The following is a 23,051-nucleotide window of genomic DNA, read 5'->3' as shown; positions in this document are numbered from 1 at the left end:
GTTTCGACGCCGCCTTTCCACGGCGGTTGTGTGAAGGGCTGCGCAATATCGCGTGACAGCCCTTCAGGAATGTCATCGCGCGGCCGAAAAATCGGTAGATTTTCGCGCGGGCGTGTATCCAGGGTTCGGATGCGCCACTGGACAATGGTTTGAAGGGGAAGTGCCTTGCGGATCCTGTATGTGGGCGACACCGCCTGTTTGCCCGATGATCTGACCGACTACATCGGCGACATGGGCGACGAATGGAAGGTCGAGTTCGTTGCCGACGGCAACGCCGCCATGTTCGCGGTCGCCAATTCCCCGATTGACGTGTTGATCGTCGGCCCGGGCCTGCCCGACTTGCCACCGGCCACGCTGCTCGGCCAGATTCGCACCCTGCGTCCGGAAACCATCCGCATCGCGCTGCTGGAAAACACCGAAGCCGGCGTTTCTCCACCCATCAAACTGATTGGCGTCGCCCATCGCTTCCTGCCGCTGCCACTGTCTTCCGAGACCGTGCTGGAAGCCATCCACAGCCTGGAAGAACTGCGCGACCTGCTGGACAGCCCGCGCCTGCGCCGCGTCATCGGCCGGGTCGAGCACCTGCCGTCGCCGCCGCACCTGTACTTCGCGCTGACCCGCGCACTGGAAGAGGACGACGGCGACAGCAACGACATCGCTCGCATCGTCTCCGGCGATCCGGCCATCGCCGCCAAGGTGCTGCAGTTGTGCAACTCGGCCTATTTCTCCAACGGCCGCGCGATCACCGATCTGCGCGCGGCGGTCACAAGGCTGGGGCTGGCGACCCTGCGTGATCTGGTGCTGGCCAGCGAAGTGTTCTCGATCAAGACCGGCAGCAACGTCGATCGCCTGGCCCTGCAACAGCGCGCCCTGATCGCCTCGCGCCTGGCCGCGCGCATCCTGCCGAAAACCAGCGCCGAACTCGGCGCCACCGCCGCACTGCTCGCCGACGTCGGCCTGCTGTTGCCCGGCGTGCGTGACGAACGCGAACCCGTCGCCGCCGAAGGCGACGAACGTCCCGGCCACACCGAAGCCGGCGCCTACCTGCTCGGCCTGTGGGGCCTGCCCATGCCCATCGTTGAAGCCGTCGCCTTCCACCGCCAACCGCAGCGCTCCAGCCTGCGCAGCTTCTGGGTCCCCGGCGCCGTGCACGTCGCCGGCGCGCTCGCCAGCAACGAGCAAGTGGACGAGGACTACCTCAAGTCGCTGGGCGTGCTGCATCAACTCGCCGGCTGGCGGGAGATGGCGGATAGCCTGTTTGATCGGGTAGCTAGCGCGGCTTAAGCAGGGGCCTCGCTCCCTGGTGAAGCATCGCTCATCCATACTCTCACTGCGTCACTGTGGACGGGATGCTTGTCCGCAGTTATGACGGAGCAGATCAAAGGAACCCGTTGCTGGTCAGCATCGCGGGACAGCTTGACTGCTTCGATAATCCCCGTTATTTATCCAGTGGAACGCTTCTCGCGAGGCGTTCTTGTTCCGACTGAGGGAATGACGGCCGGAGGCGCCAATGGAATCGCCGCAATGTACTGAGCTGCGTCCATCGAAAGGGTGCAGGCCGCCGCTGGAGTAGTACCCAGGAGAAGACATGGAACCGAGGTCACGCTGGATCGCGTTGCTTGTGGTTTGTTCTGTGATGGGAGGCGTGAGGGCGCAGGAAGTCCCGGTGGGGGACGAGTACCTGCGCAGGTTTATGAAACCATCCAGCCGGTGGGCGATACTCCGTTCGGGGAGCGCCTGAATCTCTACACCGGAGATCTGACCTTCAGCCAGACGGATGTTTTGCTGGAAGGAACGGGGCCGACCATCACGCTTGTCAGGCAACTTGCCAGCATGGCCGAGAGCGAATCCCGACTGCAGCCCTACATGATGGGCGACTGGGTGCTTTCAATCCCGCGTATTGAAACCGTGGTCAGCGCCAATCTGATGACCGGGGATCCGGGCCAACCGGGTGACCGCTGGATGGTGATCTCATCGTCGGATCCCAACCGACACAAGCGTTGCACCTTTTTCGGGCGACCCGTGGCATCGCCGGGCTTCGGTTTCAACGGATCGGTCTGGGCAGGCGTCGAGATGGTGACGGAGGATGGTCAGCGACAGACTTTCCTCAAGCGTTCCACGCAGAATACGTCCGCTCCCGTGATGACCGATTCGCTGGGACAGCCCATCTCATTCCCGGTGGTCACCCAGGACAACTGGCAGGTGGATTGTCTCGCGGTGGTGGCGGATTTGCCGGAGGCGTAAGAGGAGGGCTCGTATTAAGGAATGCGGCGAATTTTAGTAGAGAGTTGCGAGTTGCAGATCTTGGCCTCAAGGGCTCTATACAAAGCTTCGTGGAACTTTTGCGTTAAAAGATGGTGTCGCAACTATCCGAGTCGACATGATTAAGGGGAAAATTTCGAACCCCCTGAAAATTGTTGGGAACATGATCAATACGGCTAAGGCGAATGGCGCGACAACGCTAAGAATTAAGGGGTCATCGCGGAGCCTAGACTCCATAATACTATTCAGTCGCGCTATGGTTTAACAACGAATGGCGCGACAGATGTAATAACTGTTCCGGTGAGGTGAGTGATGAAGGTTGCCGTTAGAGCTTATCGAATTCTGTTTCCAATGGAGAATTTTCGCAAAGATTGGTCGCAGGATGCTGAGCTTTTTAAAATTCATGGAGATGGGATGGGTATTCCATTGGGTGGGTATAAGAACCCTGGTGAAGATGGAGGGGTTGTCGGTTTTTTTGAAGCCGGAGTTGCGTGGCGGGATGGAGAGCGAGTAGTCAAAGTTAAGTACTCGGACCTGGCGGAGGTGGAACTTCCGAATGAAAAGGAGAGTAAATCACTTGTGCTGGTAAGCAAGGATGGGCGACGAGATCAACTTCCGGTGCAGGGTTATAAGGAAAAATTTTTTGACTCCATGACATTTCTAAGGTTTTTTCTTCGTGTGATGGATGATTTGAAGGAAGGGTGAATTTTATCTTCCTGAAAATAGGTAAATAGCTAATAGCAGCTATGGCAGGTTCTATCGGCTGGATTTTCCGCATATAAAGCAGTATTCATCCATAGAACGCGGGCGCTAGCAGCCCGCGTTTTTGTTACGCGTCGTTGGCCGGTTCGACGTCCGGTTTTCCGGAATGCCAGCGGAGCTGGTCGAGGATGTGGCTGGCGTCGTGGGCGAGGCCGGCGAAGCAGTCGCTCAGGGGTTGCAGCGGGATGGGCAGGCTGTGGTGCTCGTCCTGGCGGAAGCGGGGACTGATGAGCAGGGACAGCAGTTTGAGGTGATCACGCAGCTGGATGAGATTCAGCTGGGTTTGTTCTTCCAACAGATAGACCATTCGAACATTGGTCATGGGGACCTCCATTTCTTCGTTGAAGAATCCCGGCGCGCGTGAGTGCGGCCGGGTGCCGGGAGGTCAGATACCGCACGTAGTCGGCTGGGCTATTTCCCATACGGGTCTTGCATTCACCCACCTCCCGGCATTGAAACGAGGTCGCCGGTTGCTATCCGGTGATGAAGAAAAGAACCGCCGGATAACAGGGGTAGTACCGCTACGTGGGGAGGTCTGAACTCCTGATGCCGGAGTCTGCCGATGTGGTTGGGCGGTGTCGACTAACTTTGAGCGTTTTGGCTTCAGTGTTTCTGGGCTCACTTTTTTATTTGCGTGACGATGGGCGCCCGTTGTGTTTGGCGAAGTGGCGAGTGGTGGTGGTCGGCGCCAAGAGCAAATCCCCCTCAGTCCCCCTTTTTCAAAGGGGGAGGCAGAGGTAGTCGTTTTTGCTGGGATGTTGGTTATCTTGAAGAACGCGTGGACTGCGTGCGTCACGGTAGCCTTCCCTGCGACGATGGTGTCACTGGGCGAAGCTCTGGTCGACTTCCGACTTCCGACTTCCGACTTCCGACTTCCGACTTCCGACTCCCGACTCCCGACTCCCGACTCCCGACTCCCGACTCCCGAATCCCGCCCCTCACCCCATCATCTTGAACAGCGACAACTGCTGCATCTGCATGAACACGCTCTGCGCAGCCTGGAGGGCGGTGTTTTCCAGGTTGTAGCGGCCGATGGCCTCGGCCCAGTCGAGATCGCGCAGGCTGGAGAGGGTGCCCTTGAGGGTGACGGCGTTGGCGTCGCGCAGTTCGGCGGCGCTGTCGATGGCCATCAGCTGGGCGCCGCCGCTGGCGCGGGCGTCGATCATGTGGCCCTGGGCGCTGGCGACGTCGCGCATGGCGGCCTGCAACTGGTTCTGCATGGCGGCGCGCTGGGCGTCGGTGGTGGGGTTGGTTTCCAGTGCGCCGATCAGATTCTGGATGGTGGCGAACACGTCACGGGTGGCTGAAGGGCCGATGTCGAATGCGTCGCCGGCGTTGGGCTGGCCGTCGATCTTCACCTGCACGCCGGCGAAGGCGATGCTCTGGCCCTTGGTGTAGGTGCCGGTGGAAATCGGGGTGGGGCCTGCACCGTAGACCTCGTAGGTGGTCGGGCTGGTGAAGCGGATGCTGTACTGGCCGCCGTCGTAGGCGCTGGAGTCGGTGACGCTGAGATCCATCAGCAGGCCGGTGCCGGTGTTGGCGCCGGCGGCGGCGCCGTCGATGCGGCCGGTGCCGGTGCGCAGGCGCAGGAAGATTTCGCTGCCGGGCAGGGTGTCGGAGACGAAGGTGTCCGGCGCGACCTCGACCTGGCGCTGGGTCTGGTCGCCGCTGTAGATGACGCCGCCGGCCGCCAGTGCGAACGGGGCGCTGCCGTCGGCGGTGCCGCCGAACAGGTAGCGGCCGGTGCCGTCGGTGCTGTTGGCCAGATCCAGCAGGCCGTCATGGATGGATTTGAGTTCGGCGCTGATCGCCTTGCGGCTGTCGTCGCCGAGCGCGGCGTTGTTGGCCTGCACGGTCAGTTCGTGCACGCGCGCCATCGCGTCGCCGACCAGCTTGAGCGCGTTTTCCTGCAAGCCCAGGCGGTTCTGCAGGGTGCTGGCGTTGGCGGCGAAGCGTTCCAGTTCGGCCAGGGTGCGATCCAGGCCAACGGCATTGCCGGCGGCGACCGGATCGTCCTTGGCGCTGATCAGCTTCTGCCCGGAGGCGAGCTGCTGCTGGGTGTGGGCCAGCTTGGCCTGCTTGGCCAGCATCGTGGTGATCGACTGCTGGTACATCAGGCCGGTGGAGATGCGATTGTTCATCGGCGGGTCGCGCTCAGCAGGGACTGGAACAGGGTGTCGGCGGTGGAGATGATCTGCGCCGCGGCCTGGTAGGCCTGCTGCAGGCGCATCAGATCCGCCGCTTCCTCATCCAGGTTGACGCCGGAAATGGCATCGCGCGCGGCCTGCGCCTGATCCTGCAGCACCTGCTGTGCCTCGGCCGAGTAGTCGGCCTGGCGCGCGGCCGAGCCAACCGTGGTGGTCAGGCCGGAGATGGCGCCGTTGAGGGTGAGGGTGCCGCCGTTGAGCTTGCGCGCGTCGTCCAGGTTGGACAGCAGCTTGGCGTTGCCGTTGTCGCTGGAGTTGGCGCCGGTGGGGCCGAGGTTGAAGGCGTCGCCGGCGGCGGGCGCGCCGTCGAGGGTGACGCTCCAGCCGTTGTGGGTGATGGCCTGGCCGGGCGTGTAGGTGAACGGGCCGGCGCCGTCGATGGTGTACTGGTTGGCGTCGATGAATTCGATCACCGACGGTGCCAGCAGGTTCGGATCCGCCGGGTTGGTGATGGTGACCGCGCCCAGCTTGCCGGTGCCGGTGTTGGCCAGATCGGCCTTGGCCTTGACCGGGCTGGCGGCGGCGATCCGGCTGGGATCGCTGATGGCGAGCTTGATCGTGCCGGCCGCGCCCGCGGTGGGTTGCAGCAGGAAGCGATCGTTGGCGGCGGGCGTGCCGCTGGACAACACCAGTTCCACGCCGTTGACCAGCAGCGGATCGGCGGCGGTGCCGGTCCCGGTGACCGGGATGGCGGTGCCGGTGTCGGGATCGGTGGCGACCCAGTTGCCGCCGTCGAAGCGCAGCATCACGTTCTTGCCGTTGAGCGCGCCCAGATCGCCCAGCGACGGTTGCAGCACGGCGTTGCCGGTGTTGCCCGAGTGCGACGAGATCTGCGGCTGCGGCGCGGTGAAGAAATCCCCGCCCATCTGGCCGTATTGATCCATGCCGGCGCGATGGCCTTCGTTGAAGGTTTCGGCCAGCGACATGGCGATGCGACCGAGTTCGGCGATGGCCGGATCCAGCACGGTGGTGCGGAATTCCATCAGGCCGCCGATCTGGCCGCCGAGCGCGCGCTTGTCCAGGGTGACCCGCTGGCCGTTGGTTTCCAGCGCCACCTGCAGGCGCTCGGGCCGGTAGGGATCGGCCACGGTCACCAGCGAACTGGCGGTGGCGCCGACCACCATCGGCTGGCCGCCGGCGGTGAACACGTTGATCTGGCCGCCGTCCTGCTGCACGGCGGTGCCGCCGGTGTAGCCGATCAGCTGGCTGATCAGCTGATCGCGGCGATCCAGCAGATCGCCCGAGGCATTGGCGCCGTTGCCGATGCGACCGTTGAGCTGGGCGATTTCCTTGGCCAGCCGGTTCACTTCACCCACGGCGGAGGTGAGGCCGCTGTTGACCTCGCCATCCACCTTGTCCAGTTGCTGATCAATCTGGTTGAAGCGGGTGACCAGCGCATTGGCCTGGGACAGCACGCTCTGCCGATCGGCCGCGCCGGCGGCGCTGGAGGACAGCGCGCTGATCGAATCGAAGAAGCCCGACCACGGCGCGGCGATGCCGGTGGCCTTTTCCGAGAACAGGCTGTCCAGGCGGTTGGACAGCACCGACATCTGCTGCAGGCGGTTCAGTTCGCCGGTGCTGTCGAGCAGGCGCGCGGTGGCCAGCGAATCGGCCATGCGATGGACGTCGACGATCTGTACGCCACCGCCCTGGTAGCCGTAGCCGTGGAAGGTGCCGTTGCGCGCGGCGAACTCGGTGCGCTGGCGCGAGTAACCCGGCGTGTTGAGGTTGGCGACGTTGTGGCTGACCGTGGACAGCGCCCGCTGGAAGGCGAGCAGGGCGCTGGAACCGGTGGCGAGGAGGTTGGACATGGACTACTCCGTTCAGCGGCCCAGGAAGCGGCTGGCGAGCGCGTTGCCCACCGTGGCACCAATCGCACCGCCGACGGTACTGCCGACCGCCGAGATGACCTTGCCGAGGGTGGGACCGGTGGCGATGCTGGCTATCTTCTTCGCGTAGGACGGATCGGTGGCATAGCCGGCCTGTTGCAGGCCACGCGCGAACCCGTGGATATCCTTGCCGGCGGCCAGCGCCTTCTGGTAGCGCGGGTTGTTCTTCAGCAGGCGCACGTAGTCGGCGAAGCTTTCGGCCGGGGAGCTGTAGGCGCGGAAGTCGGCGGTCTCGTTCTGGCGCACGCCGTTGCGGTATTCGTGGGTGCCGGTGCGGGCGCGTTCGCCCTTCCAGCCGGTGGCCTTGATGCCGAACAGGTTGTGCGCGCTGCCGCCGTCGTTGCGCTGGATGACGCGCTTGCCCCAGCCGGTTTCCAGCGCGGCCTGGGCGACCAGAGCGCGCGGATCCACGCCCAGTTCCTTGGCGGCGCGCTGGGCGTGGTCCCAGATCTCGGCGACGAAGCGTTCGGGGGTGTTGCGGGCGTACTGCTGCGGATTGGCGCTGGCGACCTGTTCCACCTCGTCGCACGCGGCCTGGGCTTCCGGCGCGGTCAGCGCGGCCCAGTCGATGCGCGGCAGGCCCATCGCGGCGCCGGGATCGCCGGCTTCGGGGGACGACGCGCCGGACAGACCGGGCGCGCGCCCGGCGATCACGTCCAGCATCTGCTCGGCGCCGGACGGCATCATCTTGCGGTACTGCGACAGCGCGGTGTTGACCGGCACCGGCGCGGTGTTCGTGTCGGTGGCGCCGAGCTGGCGCGCGATCATCGGCGCCAGTCCCATGCCCTTGCCCTGGGTCATCGCCTTGGCCAGCTGCTGGTCGTACATCTCGCGGAACATCTGGTTTTCGCCGGGGAACAGCGAGTCCCCGAAGCTGGCCTCGCGCATGCACTTGATCAGCATCTGCGCGAACTGGCCCTCGAATTTCTGCGCCACCTCGTGGATGCGCGCGTTGTCCGCCGCCGGGTTGGCGGTCGGGTTCAGCGGCAGGGTGGGCTGCAGGATGTTCATCAGATGATTTCCAGCTCCGCGCGCAGCGCGCCGGCCTGCTTGAGCGCTTCCAGGATGGCGATCAGATCGCCCGGCGCGGCGCCGACTTCGTTGACGGCGCGGACGATCTCGTCCAGCGAGGTGCCGCCCTCGAACTTGAACATGCGGTTGCCTTCGGCGGTGATCTGCACGTCGGATTGCGGGGTGACCACGGTCTGGCCGCCGCGATTGAAACTGTTGGGCTGGCTGACGTTGGCCGATTCGGTGATGGTGACGGTCAGCGAGCCGTGGGTGACCGCAGCCGGCATCACCTGCACCTGCGCGCCGATCACGACAGTGCCGGTGCGGGCGTTGACGATGACCTTGGCCGGCGCGCTGCCGGGGGTCAGTTCCAGGTTCTCGACCTGGGCCAGGAAGTTGACCCGGCTGCCGGCATCGGCCGGCGCGCGCACCGCCACGGTGACCGCATCGACCGCGTAGGCGGCGCCGGCGCCGAAGCGCTGGTCGAGCGCGGCGACCATGCGCGAGACGGTGGTGAAGTCGGCCTGGTGCAGGTTGAGGGTGACGCTGCCGCTGCCGTCGTTCATCGCGTTGGGCACCGCGCGTTCGACGATGGCGCCGTTGGGAATGCGGCCGACGCTGGGCACGTTGACCGAGACCTTGGAACCGTCGCGGCCCTGCGCGCCGAAACCGCCGACCACCAGATTGCCCTGGGCGATGGCGTAGACCTCGCCGTCGGCGCCGCGCAGCGGCGCCATCAGCAGGCTGCCGCCGCGCAGCGAGGTGGCGTTGCCGATGGACGAGACGGTGATGTCGATCGGCTGGCCGGGCTTGGCGAAGGCGGGCAGGTCGGCGTGGATGGCGACCGCGGCGACGTTCTTGAGCTGCGGATTGACGTTGGGCGGCACATTGACGCCCAGTTCGCCCAGCAGGTTCTTCAGGCTCTGCACGGTGAAGGGCGCCTGGCTGGTGCGGTCGCCGCTGCCGTCCAGGCCCACCACCAGGCCGTAGCCGACCAGCGGGTTGCTGCGCACGCCGCCGACCTGGGCGAGATCCTTGATGCGCTCGGCGCGCGCCGACGGCGCCAGACAGGCCAGCACCATCAGCCACCACAGCAGGGCGCCGATCGTGGTCCACGGATCGACGCGGCGACGGTTGGGATCGCGCGGGTTGCGATGGAAGGGCAGGCGGATGGCCATCGTGCGGCGCTCCCGGGTGACTCGTCAGTTCAGAGGGTTAATTGGGATAAATCGGCGAATTGAAGAAGCGCCCCAGCCAGCCCATCGAGTTGGACTGGGCGATGGCGCCGCGGCCGCCGTAGGCGATGCGCGCCTCGCCGACCTTGCTGGACGGAATGCTGTTGTCCGGCGAAATGTCGGCCGGGCGCACGATGCCCTGGATCTGGACGAGCTCGTCGCCCTGGTTCAGGCGCATGTTCTTCTGGCCCTGCACCACCAGGTTGCCGTTGGGCAGGCGCTGGATGACGGTGACGGTCACGCTGCCCTGCAGGCGATTGCTCTGCGCGCTCTTGCCATTGCCGTTGAAGCCGCGATCACCCTTGACCGAGGCGCTCAGCAGATCGCGGCCGTTGTAGGTCAGCGGCGCGCCGGCGATGTTCGGCGCCGCCATGGTGACCTCGCTGGTCTTGTCGACCTGGGTGGTCGCGCTGGTCTGCGCGTTGGTGTTCTCGATCAGGTTGATGGTCAGCAGGTCGCCGACGTCGCGGGCGCGGCGATCGGAGTACAGGTTCAGGCCCGGGCCGGCGCGGTAGATCGCGCCGGAGGTGGGTTCGGCCTGCGTCGCCATCACCACCTGCACCGGCTGCATCGGCGCGAACGGGCGAACGTCGCCGAACGAGCGCGAACAGCCGGCCAGCGCGAAGACGCAGCAGGCGAGGGTGGCGGTGCGGGACAGGCGGGTCATGGCGGGCCTCAGACGTTGTTGTTCAGATAGCCGAGCATGGAGTCGGTGGTGGAGATGGCCTTGGCGTTCATTTCGTAGGCGCGCTGGGTTTCGATCATGCTGACCAGCTCTTCCACCACGTTGACGTTGGAACCTTCCAGCGAGCCCTGCACCAGGTTGCCCAGGCCATTGAGGCCGGGCGTGCCGTTCTGGGCGGGGCCGGAGGCGGTGGTTTCGACGTACAGGTTCTCGCCCTTGGCCTGCAGGCCGGATGGATTGACGAAGTCGGTGAGGGTGAGCGATCCGATTTCCACCGCCTGCGCCTCGCCGGCCATGGTCACGCTGACCGTGCCGTCGTTGCCGATGGTCATCGACTGCGCGCCTTCCGGCACCTGGATGCCGGGCTGCACGGCATAGCCGCTGTTGGTGACCAGTTCGCCCTGGGCGTTGATCTGGAACGAGCCATCACGGGTGTAGGCGGGCGTGCCGTCGGGCAGCATCACCTCGAAGAAACCGCGGCCGTTGACCATCACGTCCAGCGAGCGCCCGGTCTGCTGCGGATTGCCCTGCTGGAAATCCTTGGAGGTGGCGACCACGCGCACGCCGGTGCCCAGCTGCACGCCGGACGGCAACTGGGTCTGCTGCGAGGTCGAACCGCCGGGCTGGCGCAGCTGCTGGTACAGCAGATCCTCGAAGCTGGCGCGGTCGCGCTTGAAGCCGGTGGTGTTGGTGTTGGCCAGGTTGTTGGAGACCACGGACATGCGCGTCTGCTGCGCATCGAGCCCGGTCTTGGCGACCCAGAGTGCCTGGTTCATGGCGTGGTCCTTTGAGCGATGGGATTGGGGATTCGGGATTGGGGATTCGACGTGGGCGTCGGATCCTTCTTCGCATGGGGAAGAGGCAAGGTCCGTGCCAACCCGGTGGTCGGGATTTCGACGCGGACAAGAACCGGGACGACGGCCACAAAGTCGCTGTTACCAATCCCGAATCCCGACTCCCCAATCACGGCCCCTAACCCCCCAGCCGCAGCAACTGATTCGACGATTGCGCCATGTCGTCGCCGGTGCGGATGACCTTGACCTGCATTTCGAACTGGCGCTGGAGCTGGATCATCTGCACCAGGGCGCCGGCGGCGTCGACGTTGCTGCCTTCGAGCACGCCGGTGGTCAGGCTGTTGCCCTGCGCCATCGGCGGGGGCGGCTGGGTGGGGTCGGCCGGACGCATCAGGCCGTCGGCGCCGCGCGCCAGTTGCGAGGCCGGCACGTCGACGATGCGCATGCGGGCGACCATCGCCATGGTCTGCGGGCCTTCGCCCTGCGGCACGATGGAAATGGTGCCGTCGGCGCCGAGATCGAAGGACTGCGCCGGCGGGATGGCGATCGGATTGCCGTTCTCATCGAGCACGGCGCGGCCCCCGTTGGTGACCAGTTGGCCGTTGGGGGTGACGCTGAGTTCGCCGTTGCGGGTATAGGCGGTGCCGCCGTCCGGCGCCTGCACGGCCAGCCAGCGGCCCGGTTGCAGCGAGACGTCCAGCGAACGGCCGGTGACCATCTGGGTGCCGGTGCGCGAATCGAAACCCGGATCCGTCAGCACCGCGTCCACCCGCGAGGGAAATCCCTGGCCGGGAATCTTGAACGCCTCGGTCGCGGCCAGGGCGGCCTTGAATCCCTTGGTGTCGACATTGGCGAGGTTGTGCGACACCGCGCCCTGGGCCTGCAGCGAGGCGCGGGCACCGGTCATGGCGACGTAGAGGGCTTTGTCCATGGGCAGGGATTCGGGATTGGGGATTCGGGATTGGGGAAGAGCGGGGAACGGAGCGGGATGGGGCGCGCTTTAGACAAATCCCCAATCCCGAATCCCGAATCCCCCCGTCATCAACGGATGTTGATGACGGTCTGCGTGATCTGATCCTGGGTGGACAGCATCTGCGAGTTGGCCTGGAAGTTGCGCTGGGCGACGATCATGTTGACCAGCTGTTCGGTCAGGTCGACGGTCGAGGCTTCCAGCGCGCCGGAGGCGACCTGGCCGAAGTCGGACGTGCCCGGCGCGCCGGTGCGCGGTTCACCCGAGGCGTAGCTGTGGGTCCAGGTGTTGTTGCCCTGCGAGACCAGGCCCTGCGGGTTGGTGAAGTTGGTCAGCGCGACCTGGCCGATGGCGCGGTCCACGCCGTTGGAGTAGCGCGCGAACACCACGCCTTCCGGCGACACGGTGAATTCGTTGAGCTTGCCGCTGGCGTAGCCGTCCTGCCGCTGATCCTTCTTGGCGAAGGCTTCGCCGTACTGGTTGGTGCCGGTGATGTCCAGGGTCATGTTGAGCACGCCGGCGCCGGTGGTCGGGGTGAACGGCGCCAGGGCGATGCGGCCGTTGGCCGGCAGGGTCAGCGCGCCGTTGTTGTCGAACTGCACGGTGGTGGCCGGACCCATCGAGGTGCCGTCGACGTAGACGTGGGCTTGCCATTCGTTCGGATTGGCGGTCTTCACGTAGTAGACCGATTGCTGGTGCGCCACGCCGAGCGAGTCGTACACGGTGACCGAGGTGGTCTCGTTGTAGCTGTTGCCGTCGTTGGGCGTGAACGGCGTGATGGTCGGCTGCGCGGCGTTGCCGGGCAGGGTGACGCCCAGGTTGACCAGGGTGGTCGGCGCCGGCGGGCTGTCGCTGGTCAGCAGTTGCAGGTCGACCAGGCGGCCGGTATCGAAACCGCTGCCGTCGGCGCGCGGCGGGAACACCTGCAGGCGGAAGCCGTCCGGGGTGGTGACGAAACCGTTGGGATCGCGCTGGAAGTTGCCGGCGCGGGTGTAGACGTTGGTGCCGTTGTTGCTGACCGTGAAGAAGCCTTCGCGGTCCACCGCCAGATCCAGGTAGCGGCCGGTCTGGTTGATGTCGCCCTGCGAGAACTGCTGGGCCACGTTGGTCAGACGCACGCCGGCGCCGATGCCGTTGCGCAGCAGGCCGTAACCGGTGGTGGAGAATACTTCGGCGAACTCGGCGCGCGATTCCTTGAATCCGGTGGTGCCGACGTTGGCGATGTTGTGCGAGGTGACGTTGAGGTCGGCGTTGGCCGCCTTCATGCCGGAGAGCGAACTGTTGAAAGCCATGGAAAACTCCTTAGCGGATGCCGGGTCGGAATGGCCCGTGGATGTCAGGGATCAGGAAGCCGACTTGCCGATGCGCAGCACGTAGTCGAGCGGAGCGGTGCCCAGGCCGGGCAGGTTGAGATACAGGCCGTCGGAACCGATGGTCACGCTTTCCACGGTGGAATCGACGTAGGTGTTGAGCTTGGTGGCCTTGCCGGTGTCGTCGGTGTGGGTGGCCTTGATCGCATACACGCCTTCCGGTGCGCGTTCGCCGTTGGCCTTCACGCCGTCCCAGGCGAACGCGGTCTCGCCCTTGGCGGCGTCGAGTTCGATGGTGTCCACGACCACGCCGCTGGCGTCGGTGATTTCCACCTTGAGCGTGCCGGTGGCGGGCGACATGACCAGGCCGGTGGCGCTGCCCTGCGCGCCGAGCGCGATCTTTTCCGACGGCACCAGCACGTCGTGGCCGACCAGCGAGGCGCCCTTGAGCACCTGGTCGCCGGTCAGGGCGGTGGTGAAACCGTTGACGGTGGTGTTGAGTTCGCTGATGCCCTGCACGGTGGAGAACTGCGCGAGCTGGCCGATGAATTCGCTGTTGGACAGCGGCTTGAGCGGATCCTGGTGCTTGAGCTGCTCGGTCATCAGGCGCATGAATTCGGCCTGGCCCAGGCTTTCCTTCTTCTTGTTCGATCCGGTGCCGGTGGTGCTGTTGTTGATCGCGGCAAAGGGATCGCCATTCACGGCGGTGGTCATGCGGTTGCTCCGGTAGGCGGGACGCGTCAGCGGCCCATGGTCAGCGTGGCCAGCGCCAGTTCCTTGGCGGTGTTGAGGACTTCGACGCCGGCCTGGTAGCCACGCGAAGCGGAAATGAGGTTGACCATCTGCGCGACCGGATCCACGTCCGGCGCATAGACGTAGCCTTCGGCGTCGGCCATCGGGTGGCCGGGTTCGTAGCGCTTGATCGGCGGCGCCTCGCTCTGGGTGATCTCCTTGACCTGCACCGAGGTCAGCGAGCCGTCGGCGTTGAGCGGGCGGGCCTGGAAGATCGGTTCGATCGGCTTGTACACCGCCTCCGGCGAGGAGGCGATGGAGTCGGCGTTGGAGAGATTGCTGGCGATGGTGTTCAGGCGCACCGACTGCGCCTGCAGGGCCGAACCGGCGACGTCGAAGATCGGCAGGTTGCTCATGGCTTATTGCCCCGTGATGGCGGTGAGCATGGTGCGCACCTTGGATTCGATGAAACTCAGCGAGGCGCGGTACTCCAGCGCGGCGCGGCCGTAGGCGGCGCGCTCGGTGTCGGCGTCGACGGTGTTGCCGTCCAGGCTGGGCTGCACGCCCTGGCGTTCGTGGATCTGCGGGCCGAATTCCAGTCCGTTCAGATGACGCCCGTCGGTGGTCTGCAACGGCGCGGCCTGGCGGGCGGCGGCGTTCTCCAGCACGGCCTGGAAGTTGAGATCCTTGGCCTTGTAGTTGGGGGTGTCCGCATTGCTGAGGTTGCTGGCGATCAACTGCATGCGCTGCTCGCGCAGCGGCAGGGCGGCGGCATGGACACCCAGGTAATCGCGGATGGGATTGGACATTGGCGGGCCCCGTTGGGAACGTTGCCCGGGTGGGTGCAAGGCTTGTGCCAGTCCGGGGGAGATGCTTCCCCCACTAAGTGCCGGTGCCATTCCTTCTCTTGGGGAACGATGGGCACCTTGTGGCTTTGCCTCCCCCTTTAAAAAAGGGGGACCGAGGGGGATTTGCTCTTCGCCGGTTCCTGGCACCGCGCGCAAATCCCCCGTCGCCCCGCTGGCGCGGGCCGCCCGCCCCCTTTTCCAAAGGGGGCTATCCCGAATCCCGAATCCCCACTCCCGGCGGCCAACCGGCCGCCGTCAGGCGGCCCGCTTCGCCACCAACACTTCATGGGGAAACGAGATGCACCCGGGGGCTTTGCCTCCCCCTTTAAAAAAGGGGGACCGAGGGGGATTTGCGCTTTGCCGGTGCTCCTGACACCGCGCAAATCCCCCGTCGTCCGCTGACGCGGGCCGCCCGCCCCCTTTTCCAAAGGGGGCTATCAATCCCGAATCCCGAATCCCCAATCCCGGCGGCCAACCGGCCGCCGTCAGGCGGCCCGCTTCGTCGCCACCACCTGCTTCAGCCGGTTCAGCACGTAGTCCGCCAGTTCGTGCGGGCTGTACTTGGCGACGAAGGCGTTGGCGCCGACCCGTTCGACCATGGCGTTGTTGAACACGCCCGAGAGCGAGGTGTGCAGAAGTACGTACAGACCGGCCAGGCCGGGGTGGCGACGGATTTCCGTCGTCAGGGTGTAGCCGTCCATGGCCGGCATTTCGATGTCGGAGATGACCATGGCGTAGCGCTCGGCCGGGTCCTCGCCGGCGGCGTGGATCTGCACGAGGTGGTCGAGCGCCTGCTTGCCATCGGAAAGCAGGGTGGCGCTCACCCCCAACTGGTCCAGCACGCTGCGGATCTGCGAACGGGCCACCCGCGAGTCGTCCACCACCAGCACCTGCAACGGCGGGGCGTCGGCCGGCAGCGCCATTTCCGGCGCCAGCGGCGCGTCCATGCGCGCCTGCGAGATGTCGGCCAGCACGCTTTCCACGTCGATCACCTGGATCAGCTCGCCCTGGAAGCGGGTGACCGCGGTCAGGTAGCTGGCCTCCGCGCCGAGCTCCGGCGGCGGGTGGATGTCCTCGACCGCGATGTTGACGATGCGCTCGACGTCGCTGACCAGGAAGCCCTGCACCGATCGGTTGAACTCGGTGACCACCAGGTAGTTGGGCGCGCGCGCTGGATCCGGATCGCGCTCGGGATGGCCGATGCTCAGGCCCAGGTCCAGCACCGGAATCGAACGCCCGCGCACGTCGGCCGCGCCGGCGAACTCGGCGGGCAGGCCGGGCAGCTGGAACAGCGGCGGACGGCGCAGGACCTCCTGCACCTTGAACACGTTGACGCCAAAAAGCTGACGCCCGCCCAGGCGGAACAGCAACAGGGCGAGCCGGTTGTGGCCGGCCAGGCGGGTGCGCTGGTCGATGCGGTTGAGCAGATCCTGGGTCATGCAGGCATATCGGCCGGGTTGCGCACGGCTTGAGCGGTGAGGGGGCGTCCGGCGGCAGGGAAGGGCTCGTCCTCGAGGGACGGCGGTTACGCAGTCGATTTCGCCGACGCGCACCGCGGCAGGCGCGAGGACCGCCGGTTTCGGCACATCGCTTGCATTCCTTGTCGCCGATGAACCGATGGAGCCCGCTCATGCGACGACTCGTGCTGCTGCCCGCGCTGCTGGCGGCGTTTGCCGTGCCCGCCGCGGACTTCCAGCCGGTGGACAGCATCCGCCAGGCCGCGATTGGCGCGATGGCGTCGGCCGGCGAGGCGGAAGCGACGCTGGACCCGAACCTGCGCCTGCCGCGTTGCGCCGCGCCGCTGGAAGCGCGGGTGCAGAACAGTGGTTCGGTCGAGGTCGGTTGCCCGCAGGGCTGGCGCCTGTTCGTGCCGGTGCGGGTACGCCGCAGCCAGACCGTGCTGGTGCTCAATCGCGGCATCGCGCCGGGGCAGGTGGTGACCGCCGATGCGTTTGTCGCCGAAACCCGTGACGGCGGCCGTATCGCCGCCGGCGCCTTGACCGACCCCGCCCAGGCCGTGGGCCAGGTGGCGCGGCGGATGTTGACCGCCGGCTCGGTGCTGGGAGCCAACGATCTGGTCGCGCCGCGATTGATCCGGCGCGGCGACAACGTGGCGCTGGTGTCGCGTCGCGGTGGCGTCGAGGTGCGGGTGGCCGGCAAGGCGCTGGCCGACGCCGGCGAGAACGAGCGGGTGACGGTGGAAAACCTGTCCTCGCGCCGGGTGGTACAGGGCGTGGTAGGCCCGGGCGGCGACGTCTGGGTGAGCCGTTGAGGAAAAAAATGGAATCGGCCCTAAAGTCCCCGGACGGGCGGCCGATACCGAGCTGGTAGGGAAGTACGCCTCGGGTGCGCTTCCGATAGAAAAATGTGGATTCCGTCACTAAAGCTTTGCCTTTGACGGCCGATATGCTGTTTGAACCCGCAACAGGTAGACCGACATGAGCCAGAAAATCGAAGGCAACGCGCCTTCTGCCATCCGCACCACCGGTCCGATCGGTGGCAAGGTGGCGGCGTCCGGCGCCGAACGTTCCCGGCCGGTGGAAGCCAGCGCGGGTGGCGACAGCCTGCGCCTGACCGGCGAAGCCACTGGTCTGCAGGCACTGCAGCGCGAGCTGTCCTCGGCCTCCGCGGTGGATACCGCGCGGGTCCAGCAGGTCCGCGATGCGCTCCAGGCCGGTACGTACCGGATCAATGCCGAGGCGATCGCGGACGGCATGCTGAGCCTGGAACGCCAGCTCGGCCAATGAGCGCCGAACTGGAGACCCAGTTCGAGCGTCTGGCCTCGGCGCTGGCCGAGGAGCGCCGCGCGATCCTGGAACACGATGTCGAAGCCCTGGTGTGCTCGACCCGGGAGAAGCTGGCCTCGCTGCGCGAACTGGAAAACCGCATGCCCGCGGCCGCGTCCGCGCCGTTCGAGCAGCGGCTGCGCGAGCTGTCGGAGGCCAACCAGTCCAACGGCGCGCTGCTGGCGCGGCGTCGCCGCGAAGTGAACTGGGCACTGCGTCGCCTTGGGCGCAGCGAAAGCAGCGGCGCCTACGACGCCAACGGACAGACCGAAGTCCTGCGCGGCAGCCGCCCGATCGCGGTGGCCTGAGGCGCGGTGCGCGCGGCTTGCCGCCGCCGCGACGCTTGCCGATACTGACGGCCCCTTTTTGCCGCAACTCCCTTTCGCGGGGTCATCCGTCGTGAGTGTTTCCTCCGCTTCCCGTCTTCCCGCGGACATCCCGTCCTTCGTCGACATCCAGGCGCTCACCGAGCTGATGGACGATGGCGTGCTGCTGTGCCGCGGCGATGACCGCGCGCTGCATGCCAATGCCTCCGCGCTGGCACTGCTGCCCGAGGGCGAGGAGCCGGAATCGTTGCAGGCCGTACTGGAGCTGGTGCCGGCCGAGGCGCGCCGCGCCGCCCGCGCGACGGGACGCTGGAACGGCGAACTGGCGCTGGAGGATGGCCGCATCCTGCAACTGCGCATCTACCATCACCACGCGCCCGGCGACGACGGCTACGCGCTGATCCTGTTCCACGACATCAGCGAAGGCCACGCGCGCCAGCAGGAGTTGCAGCGCCGGCACGCCCAGTTGCGGCAGACCCTGATCCGCCTGGCCGGTACCCAGGAGCAACTGGTGCAGTCGGAAAAGATGGCGTCCATCGGCCAGCTGGCCGCCGGCGTGGCGCACGAGATCAACAATCCGATCGGCTACGTGCATTCCAACCTGGGATCGCTGCAGGAATACCTGCACAGCCTGTTCGCCCTGATCGAAATCTACGAGCGCGCCCTGCGCGCGCCGGACCCGAAGGCGCTGCTGCCGGAAATCGACGACATGCGCTCGCGCTTCGACATCGACTTCATCACCAGCGACCTGCCGCAGCTGATGTCGGAGTCGCGCGAGGGCATCGAGCGCGTGACCCAGATCGTGCGCAGCCTCAAGGACTTCTCCTACTCCGGGCGCGACGACTCGTGGAAGCTGGCGGATCTGCACCACGGCCTGGACTCGACCATCAACATCATCTGGAACGAGCTCAAGTACAAGGTCACCCTGGAAAAGCATTACGGCAAGCTGCCGCTGGTGCAGTGCCTGCCGTCCGAGCTCAACCAGGTGTTCATGAACATCCTGCTCAATGCCGGCCACGCGATCGAGGAAAAGGGCCGCATCAGCGTCACCACCGGGCTGGCCGGCGAAGAGGCGTGGATCGAGATCGCCGATACCGGCAGCGGCATGCCCGAGAGCATCCTGCAGAACATCTTCGATCCCTTCTTCACCACCAAGCCGGTCGGCAGTGGCACCGGCTTGGGCCTGTCGATTTCCTACGGCATCGTGAAGAAGCACAACGGCCGCATCGAGGTGGACAGCAAGCCCGGTGAAGGTTCGCGTTTCCGCATCACCTTGCCGGTGCGGCAGCCGGTGAAGGACGCGGGCTGAGGTTCGCGTGGGGTTTGGCGAATGGCAAGGGCAGCCGAGCAGGCCCGGCTCTACGCATCGGTAGAGCGGAGCTTGCTCCGCTGCTCCCCGAACCGAGGCAATCAGCCAACCACGCGGTGGTGCGGCTGGTTCTCGTAGGCTGTGAAGGCCTGGCGGATGTGTTCGCGCAGGTCGTCGTCGTTCCAGGGTTTGGTCAGGAAGCGGTAGATTTCGCCGCGGTTGATCGCTTCGGTGACGGTGGCCAGATCGGTGTAGCCGGACAGCACCAGGCGCACGGTGTCCGGGTACAGCACGCGCACGCGGCCGAGGAACTCGGTGCCGCTCATGTCGGACATGCGCTGGTCGGACAGGATCACCTGCACGTCGTTGGTGGCCAGCAGCTCGAAGGCGTCGTTGACGCTGGAGGCGGCCAGGATGCGGTAGCCGTCGCGGCGGAACAGGCGCACCAGCGAACGCAGGATGTTCTCTTCGTCATCGAGCAGCAGCAGGGTGCGATCCGGCTTGGTGGCGGCGAAGGCGTCGGCGCGAAGGTAGCGCCGGCGCAGCACCGCGCCGGCATCCTCGGCCGACATCGGTTCGCCGAACAGGTGGCCCTGGAACATGTCGCAATGGTTGCGGCGCAGGAAACCCAGCTGGATGTCGGTTTCCACGCCGTGCGCGATCACCTTCATGCCCAGCTGGTGGCCCATCGCGATGATCGCGCAGGTGATGGCGACCTCGCGGTTGCTGGCCGGCACGCCCTTCACGAAGCTGCGATCGATCTTGATCTTGTCGACCGCGAAGCGCACCAGCGAATCCAGGTTGGAATCGCCCATGCCGAAGTCGTCCAGGGTCAGGCGCACGCCTTCGCGGTGCAGGCTGGCGAGGGTGCGATGGACCAGATGGGTATCCTTGGCCAGCGCGTTCTGGCGTACTTCCAGCACCACCATCTGCGCCGGGATGCCGGCGACCTGCATCGCCTCCAACACTTCCATGACGAAGTTGGGGCGCAGCAGCTGCAGGGTGGAGACGTTGATCGCGATCTCGAAGTCGTCGAAGCCCCAATCGCGCCAGACCCGTGCCTGCCGGAACGCCTCGCGCAGCACCCAGTCGCCGATCTGCACGATCACCCCGAGCTTTTCGGCCACGTGCATGAAGCGCTCGGGGACCAGCACGCCCAGTGCCGGCGAATGCCAGCGCAGCAGCGCTTCCATGCCGACCACGCGGCCGTCGTGGGCGTTGATCTGCGGCTGGTAGTGCAGGCGGAACTCGTTGTTGTCGATCGCGTTGACGATCTGGCGCGCGATGATGCTGTCGCTGCGGATGCTGATGGCGGCGTCGCGGGCATAGCGGCGGACCAGGTTCAGGCCCTCGTGCTTGGCCTGGCCGACCGCGGTCTCCGCGCATTGCAGCAGGCCGGTGACGGTGGTGGCGTCTTCCGGGCACAGCGCCATGCCGACGGTGGCGGTGAGGAACAGCGTATAGGGCAGCACCGCCATCGGCAGTTCGACCTGATCGCGCACGAATGCGCCGAACGCATCCGGCGACGGCACCTGGGGCAGCCGCGGCATGGCGACGATGAACTCGTCGCTGCCCTGGCGCCAGACCCCCGCGTCCGGGCCCAACTGGGTGGACAGGTGCTGGCCGAGCAGCAGCAGCGCCTGGTCGCCGACATCGGCGCCCATGTTCTCGTTGATGGAGCGGAAGTGATCGATGTCGACGTGCAGCAGCATCAGCGGCGTGCCGCCCTGCACGGCGGACTCGACCATGGCCTGAAGATCCGGATCCAGCGCGCCAAGGCGGGCGATCGATGGCGGCGCGACGGGGTAGGCGGACATGTTCAAGCGTCCGCCATCGTGGCGGGCAGTTCCACCCGCAGGCGCATTCCGGCCTGTGCCTCGCCGGGCAGATGGAGCGCGAGGCCGGCGGCGGTGGCACGCGATTGCAGCAGGGCGGCAGTCAGCGGATCCGGCGCGGGACCGTCGTGGTGGACTTCCAGCACGGCGAAACCGGCGCGCGCGGCGGACAGCCGCAGTTCCAGCGAGGCGAGCGTGGGCAGCGGCAGCAGCAGATCCTGCACCAGGCGGAACGCGGCCAGTTCGAGCGCCGCGTCCGCGCGTGGCGCCGGATCGGCCAGTCGCAGTCGCGGCACCAGGCCCCAGCGGGCCTGCCAGCGCTCGGCTTCGCCACGCAGCGAGGCGGCCAATCCGAGGGTGTCGATCTGCGGAGGGCGCAGATCCGCGTAGAGGTCGCGCAGGCGGGCGACGGTGTCGTCGGCGATGCGCACGATGTCGGCCAGATCCTGGCGACGCTGGATGGCGTCGTCCTCGTCGTCGGCCAGGTGGGCGGACATCTTGATCGCCGACAGCGCCTGGCCGATTTCGTTGTGCAGGGCCCGGGCGACGACACGGCGCTCGGCTTCCTGGCGCGCGTACAGCTCGCGCAGGGCGTCGGCGGGGATGGATGGCGTATCGGGGGCGGCGGGTGTGCGGGCCGTCATTGGCAACGGTCAGGTGGACAACCGCGCCAGTATGCCAGTTGCCCGCCGGACCGGCGCGGCGGATACGACGACGCCGGCACCGCGGAGGCGGTACCGGCGTCGCGGAAAACGGATGTGTCGGAACGTATTCGTCAAAAATCAGAACAGTTCGACGGTGCCCGCGCCCATGTTCTGCTGCGCCACCGGCTTGTGCGGCGGGCGTTCCCATTCGCTGCGGCGGTCGCGCAGGCGGCTGCCGATATGGCGCAGGGCCGAGAGCAGCTCCTGGTCCATGACGCCGCCGCTGCGATGCAACAGTTCCTGCAGGGCCAGGGCTTCCTGGTTGATGGTGGTCAGGCGGTCCAGGTGGGTGACCGCGCTGCCCAGCGACTGGGTGGCGATGTCCTCGAACTGCAGGGCGCGCACCGCCTCGGCCACACTCAGGTCGATGGCATGGCCGCACTGGGAGATCTCGCGCATGCCGTCGCCCAGCGAGGCGTTGATGGCGGCGACCTGGGTCAGCATGTTGGCCGCTTCACCGCGCGCCTCGCGGGACCGGTCGAGATCGCGCGAGGCCATGTGCGAGACGGTCTCACGGACCTTGGCGATGGCGTCCTTGGAGCTGTGGGCCAGTTTGCGGATCTGCTCGTTGAACGCGGTCGAGCGTTCGGACAGGTTGCGCACCTCGTCGGCGACCACCGCGAAGCCGCGACCGGCCTCGCCGGCGCGGGCGGCTTCGATGGCGGCGTTGAGCGCCAGCAGGTTGGTCTGGTCGGCGATCGACTTGACGTCCTCCAGCAGCGAGAAGATGCCGTCCAGGTGCTGGGCCATCTCGTCGATGTGGTGCACGGTGGTGGTGCTCTGGCCGCTGACCTGCTCGAGCGCTTCCACCAGTTGCTCCATGCGCTGGCTGGCGTGCTGGGCGAAGCGGGCCACGTCCACCCCGGCGCGGTCGCCGTCGCCGGCGCGGTCGACGATGCGCGACACCGCCAGGCTCTGCTCGCGGGACTTGCGCATCATCGCGTCGAAGCTTTCGCCCAGGCCGCCGACCGCGTCGCGGATCAGGCCACGCGCGCGGTCGATCTCGGCGCGAGAGCCATCGATTTCATTGCCGACGAAGCGGCGCAGTTCGTTCAGCAGGCTGTCCTGCTCGCGCAGGATGCTGGTGTGCTCCGCGCTGGGTTTCTGCGCGCCCCACACCGACAGGAAGGCGAACAGCAGCCAGGCCAGCGTCATCGTGGTCAGGATGGCCCATTGGACCGCACCGGGCCAGTCGAAGGCGACCGACAGCGGGAACACCAGCGTCAGGATCAAGGGAGCGGCAAGACGAACCAGGATGCGCGAATACATGGGTGCTCTCTGCTGAATCACGGTATGGATATCGGCCATGGGGGATGGCTCTTTAGCGTTCGTCGCGGCAATGCGCGATGCGCGGGGAAAACTGTGACCTGGGTGGAGATCCGCCGG

General features: G+C 66.4%; 23 protein-coding genes. 7 read left to right on the top strand and 16 right to left on the bottom strand.

All coding sequences use genetic code 11. The annotated features are described in order from the left end of the window. Positions 1 to 165: 165 nt before the first annotated feature. The 3 genes from FHW78_RS02100 (at position 166) to FHW78_RS02090 (ending at position 2,967) form a co-directional block, all read left to right on the top strand. Positions 166 to 1,284 carry an HDOD domain-containing protein gene (locus tag FHW78_RS02100; RefSeq protein ID WP_225562461.1) on the top strand — a complete coding sequence of 373 codons (1,119 nt, stop codon included), beginning with the start codon at positions 166 to 168 and terminating at the stop codon, positions 1,282 to 1,284. A 426-nt stretch (positions 1,285 to 1,710) separates the two neighbouring features. Next, positions 1,711 to 2,244 carry a hypothetical protein gene (locus tag FHW78_RS02095; RefSeq protein ID WP_183637068.1) on the top strand — a complete coding sequence of 178 codons (534 nt, stop codon included), beginning with the start codon at positions 1,711 to 1,713 and terminating at the stop codon, positions 2,242 to 2,244. A 330-nt stretch (positions 2,245 to 2,574) separates the two neighbouring features. Further along, a complete protein-coding gene (locus FHW78_RS02090) occupies positions 2,575 to 2,967 on the top strand; it encodes a hypothetical protein (protein WP_183637065.1) in 393 nt (130 codons plus the stop codon). 124 nt (positions 2,968 to 3,091) lie between these two features. Here the strand turns inward: FHW78_RS02090 and FHW78_RS02085 are convergent, their stop codons facing one another. The 13 genes from FHW78_RS02085 to FHW78_RS02025 form a co-directional block, all read right to left on the bottom strand. Next, positions 3,092 to 3,346, bottom strand: coding sequence for a hypothetical protein (locus FHW78_RS02085; protein ID WP_183637062.1), 255 nt, complete (start codon positions 3,344 to 3,346; stop codon positions 3,092 to 3,094). A 616-nt stretch (positions 3,347 to 3,962) separates the two neighbouring features. Next, positions 3,963 to 5,165, bottom strand: coding sequence for a flagellar hook-associated protein FlgL (gene flgL, locus FHW78_RS02080; RefSeq protein ID WP_183637059.1), 1,203 nt, complete (start codon positions 5,163 to 5,165; stop codon positions 3,963 to 3,965). After that, entirely contained in the window at positions 5,162 to 7,042 is a 1,881-nt protein-coding gene (gene flgK / locus FHW78_RS02075; protein ID WP_183637056.1) for a flagellar hook-associated protein FlgK, read from the bottom strand. Before flgK ends, flgL begins: the two co-directional genes overlap by 4 nt. 12 nt (positions 7,043 to 7,054) lie before the next feature. After that, a complete protein-coding gene (gene flgJ / locus FHW78_RS02070) occupies positions 7,055 to 8,131 on the bottom strand; it encodes a flagellar assembly peptidoglycan hydrolase FlgJ (protein WP_183637053.1) in 1,077 nt (358 codons plus the stop codon). Continuing rightward, on the bottom strand, positions 8,131 to 9,213 hold the full coding sequence (locus FHW78_RS02065; RefSeq protein ID WP_183641073.1) for a flagellar basal body P-ring protein FlgI: 1,083 nt from the start codon (positions 9,211 to 9,213) through the stop codon (positions 8,131 to 8,133). The genes flgJ and FHW78_RS02065 overlap by 1 nt, the downstream gene beginning before the upstream one ends. A 133-nt stretch (positions 9,214 to 9,346) precedes the next feature. Continuing rightward, positions 9,347 to 10,033 carry a flagellar basal body L-ring protein FlgH gene (gene flgH, locus FHW78_RS02060; protein ID WP_183637050.1) on the bottom strand — a complete coding sequence of 229 codons (687 nt, stop codon included), beginning with the start codon at positions 10,031 to 10,033 and terminating at the stop codon, positions 9,347 to 9,349. A gap of 8 nt (positions 10,034 to 10,041) precedes the next feature. Beyond that, a complete protein-coding gene (flgG, locus tag FHW78_RS02055; RefSeq protein WP_141452527.1) occupies positions 10,042 to 10,827 on the bottom strand; it encodes a flagellar basal-body rod protein FlgG in 786 nt (261 codons plus the stop codon). A gap of 196 nt (positions 10,828 to 11,023) precedes the next feature. Next, on the bottom strand, positions 11,024 to 11,776 hold the full coding sequence (locus FHW78_RS02050; RefSeq protein ID WP_183637047.1) for a flagellar basal body rod protein FlgF: 753 nt from the start codon (positions 11,774 to 11,776) through the stop codon (positions 11,024 to 11,026). A gap of 110 nt (positions 11,777 to 11,886) precedes the next feature. Further along, positions 11,887 to 13,107, bottom strand: a complete 1,221-nt coding sequence (flgE, locus tag FHW78_RS02045) for a flagellar hook protein FlgE (RefSeq protein ID WP_183637044.1) — start codon at positions 13,105 to 13,107, stop codon at positions 11,887 to 11,889. A 51-nt stretch (positions 13,108 to 13,158) separates the two neighbouring features. Continuing rightward, a complete protein-coding gene (locus FHW78_RS02040) occupies positions 13,159 to 13,839 on the bottom strand; it encodes a flagellar hook capping FlgD N-terminal domain-containing protein (protein WP_183637041.1) in 681 nt (226 codons plus the stop codon). Positions 13,840 to 13,865: 26 nt separating this feature from the next. After that, positions 13,866 to 14,273, bottom strand: a complete 408-nt coding sequence (flgC, locus tag FHW78_RS02035) for a flagellar basal body rod protein FlgC (RefSeq protein WP_141452531.1) — start codon at positions 14,271 to 14,273, stop codon at positions 13,866 to 13,868. A gap of 3 nt (positions 14,274 to 14,276) precedes the next feature. Continuing rightward, on the bottom strand, positions 14,277 to 14,666 hold the full coding sequence (gene flgB / locus FHW78_RS02030) for a flagellar basal body rod protein FlgB (protein ID WP_183637038.1): 390 nt from the start codon (positions 14,664 to 14,666) through the stop codon (positions 14,277 to 14,279). Between the two features lie 524 nt (positions 14,667 to 15,190). After that, positions 15,191 to 16,144 carry a chemotaxis protein gene (locus tag FHW78_RS02025; RefSeq protein WP_183637035.1) on the bottom strand — a complete coding sequence of 318 codons (954 nt, stop codon included), beginning with the start codon at positions 16,142 to 16,144 and terminating at the stop codon, positions 15,191 to 15,193. A 191-nt stretch (positions 16,145 to 16,335) separates the two neighbouring features. Here FHW78_RS02025 and flgA point away from each other — a divergent pair, with 191 nt between their 5' ends. The 4 genes from flgA (at position 16,336) to FHW78_RS02005 (ending at position 19,126) form a co-directional block, all read left to right on the top strand. Continuing rightward, a complete protein-coding gene (gene flgA / locus FHW78_RS02020; protein WP_183637032.1) occupies positions 16,336 to 16,977 on the top strand; it encodes a flagellar basal body P-ring formation chaperone FlgA in 642 nt (213 codons plus the stop codon). Positions 16,978 to 17,143: 166 nt separating this feature from the next. Then, positions 17,144 to 17,452: a flagellar biosynthesis anti-sigma factor FlgM gene (flgM, locus tag FHW78_RS02015; protein ID WP_141452535.1), complete on the top strand. Its 309-nt coding sequence runs from the start codon at positions 17,144 to 17,146 to the stop codon at positions 17,450 to 17,452. Continuing rightward, the gene (locus tag FHW78_RS02010) at positions 17,449 to 17,799 is read left to right on the top strand and encodes a flagellar protein FlgN (RefSeq protein WP_183637029.1); all 351 of its coding nucleotides are present in this window, start codon (positions 17,449 to 17,451) and stop codon (positions 17,797 to 17,799) included. Before flgM ends, FHW78_RS02010 begins: the two co-directional genes overlap by 4 nt. Positions 17,800 to 17,965: 166 nt before the next feature. After that, positions 17,966 to 19,126 (top strand): ATP-binding protein, encoded by a 1,161-nt coding sequence (locus FHW78_RS02005; RefSeq protein WP_183641071.1) that lies wholly within the window; start codon positions 17,966 to 17,968, stop codon positions 19,124 to 19,126. 101 nt (positions 19,127 to 19,227) lie between these two features. On the opposite strand, the gene FHW78_RS02000 is transcribed toward FHW78_RS02005, so the two are convergent. The 3 genes from FHW78_RS02000 to FHW78_RS01990 all read right to left on the bottom strand — a co-directional run bounded on the left by FHW78_RS02000 (position 19,228) and on the right by FHW78_RS01990 (position 22,934). Beyond that, positions 19,228 to 20,943 carry an EAL domain-containing protein gene (locus tag FHW78_RS02000; RefSeq protein ID WP_183637026.1) on the bottom strand — a complete coding sequence of 572 codons (1,716 nt, stop codon included), beginning with the start codon at positions 20,941 to 20,943 and terminating at the stop codon, positions 19,228 to 19,230. A 2-nt stretch (positions 20,944 to 20,945) separates the two neighbouring features. Next, complete coding sequence (locus tag FHW78_RS01995) at positions 20,946 to 21,605, bottom strand: histidine kinase (protein WP_183637023.1); 660 nt, start codon at positions 21,603 to 21,605, stop codon at positions 20,946 to 20,948. Between the two features lie 138 nt (positions 21,606 to 21,743). After that, positions 21,744 to 22,934, bottom strand: a complete 1,191-nt coding sequence (locus FHW78_RS01990) for a methyl-accepting chemotaxis protein (RefSeq protein ID WP_183637020.1) — start codon at positions 22,932 to 22,934, stop codon at positions 21,744 to 21,746. Positions 22,935 to 23,051 lie beyond the last annotated feature (117 nt).

Origin of the sequence: Pseudoxanthomonas sp. OG2 (genome assembly GCF_014192765.1) — a bacterium.
Classification (GTDB): Bacteria; Pseudomonadota; Gammaproteobacteria; order Xanthomonadales; family Xanthomonadaceae; genus Pseudoxanthomonas_A; species Pseudoxanthomonas_A beigongshangi.
Note: the sequence above shows the minus strand (reverse complement) of the source record. Positions and strands in the feature narration are given on the sequence as shown.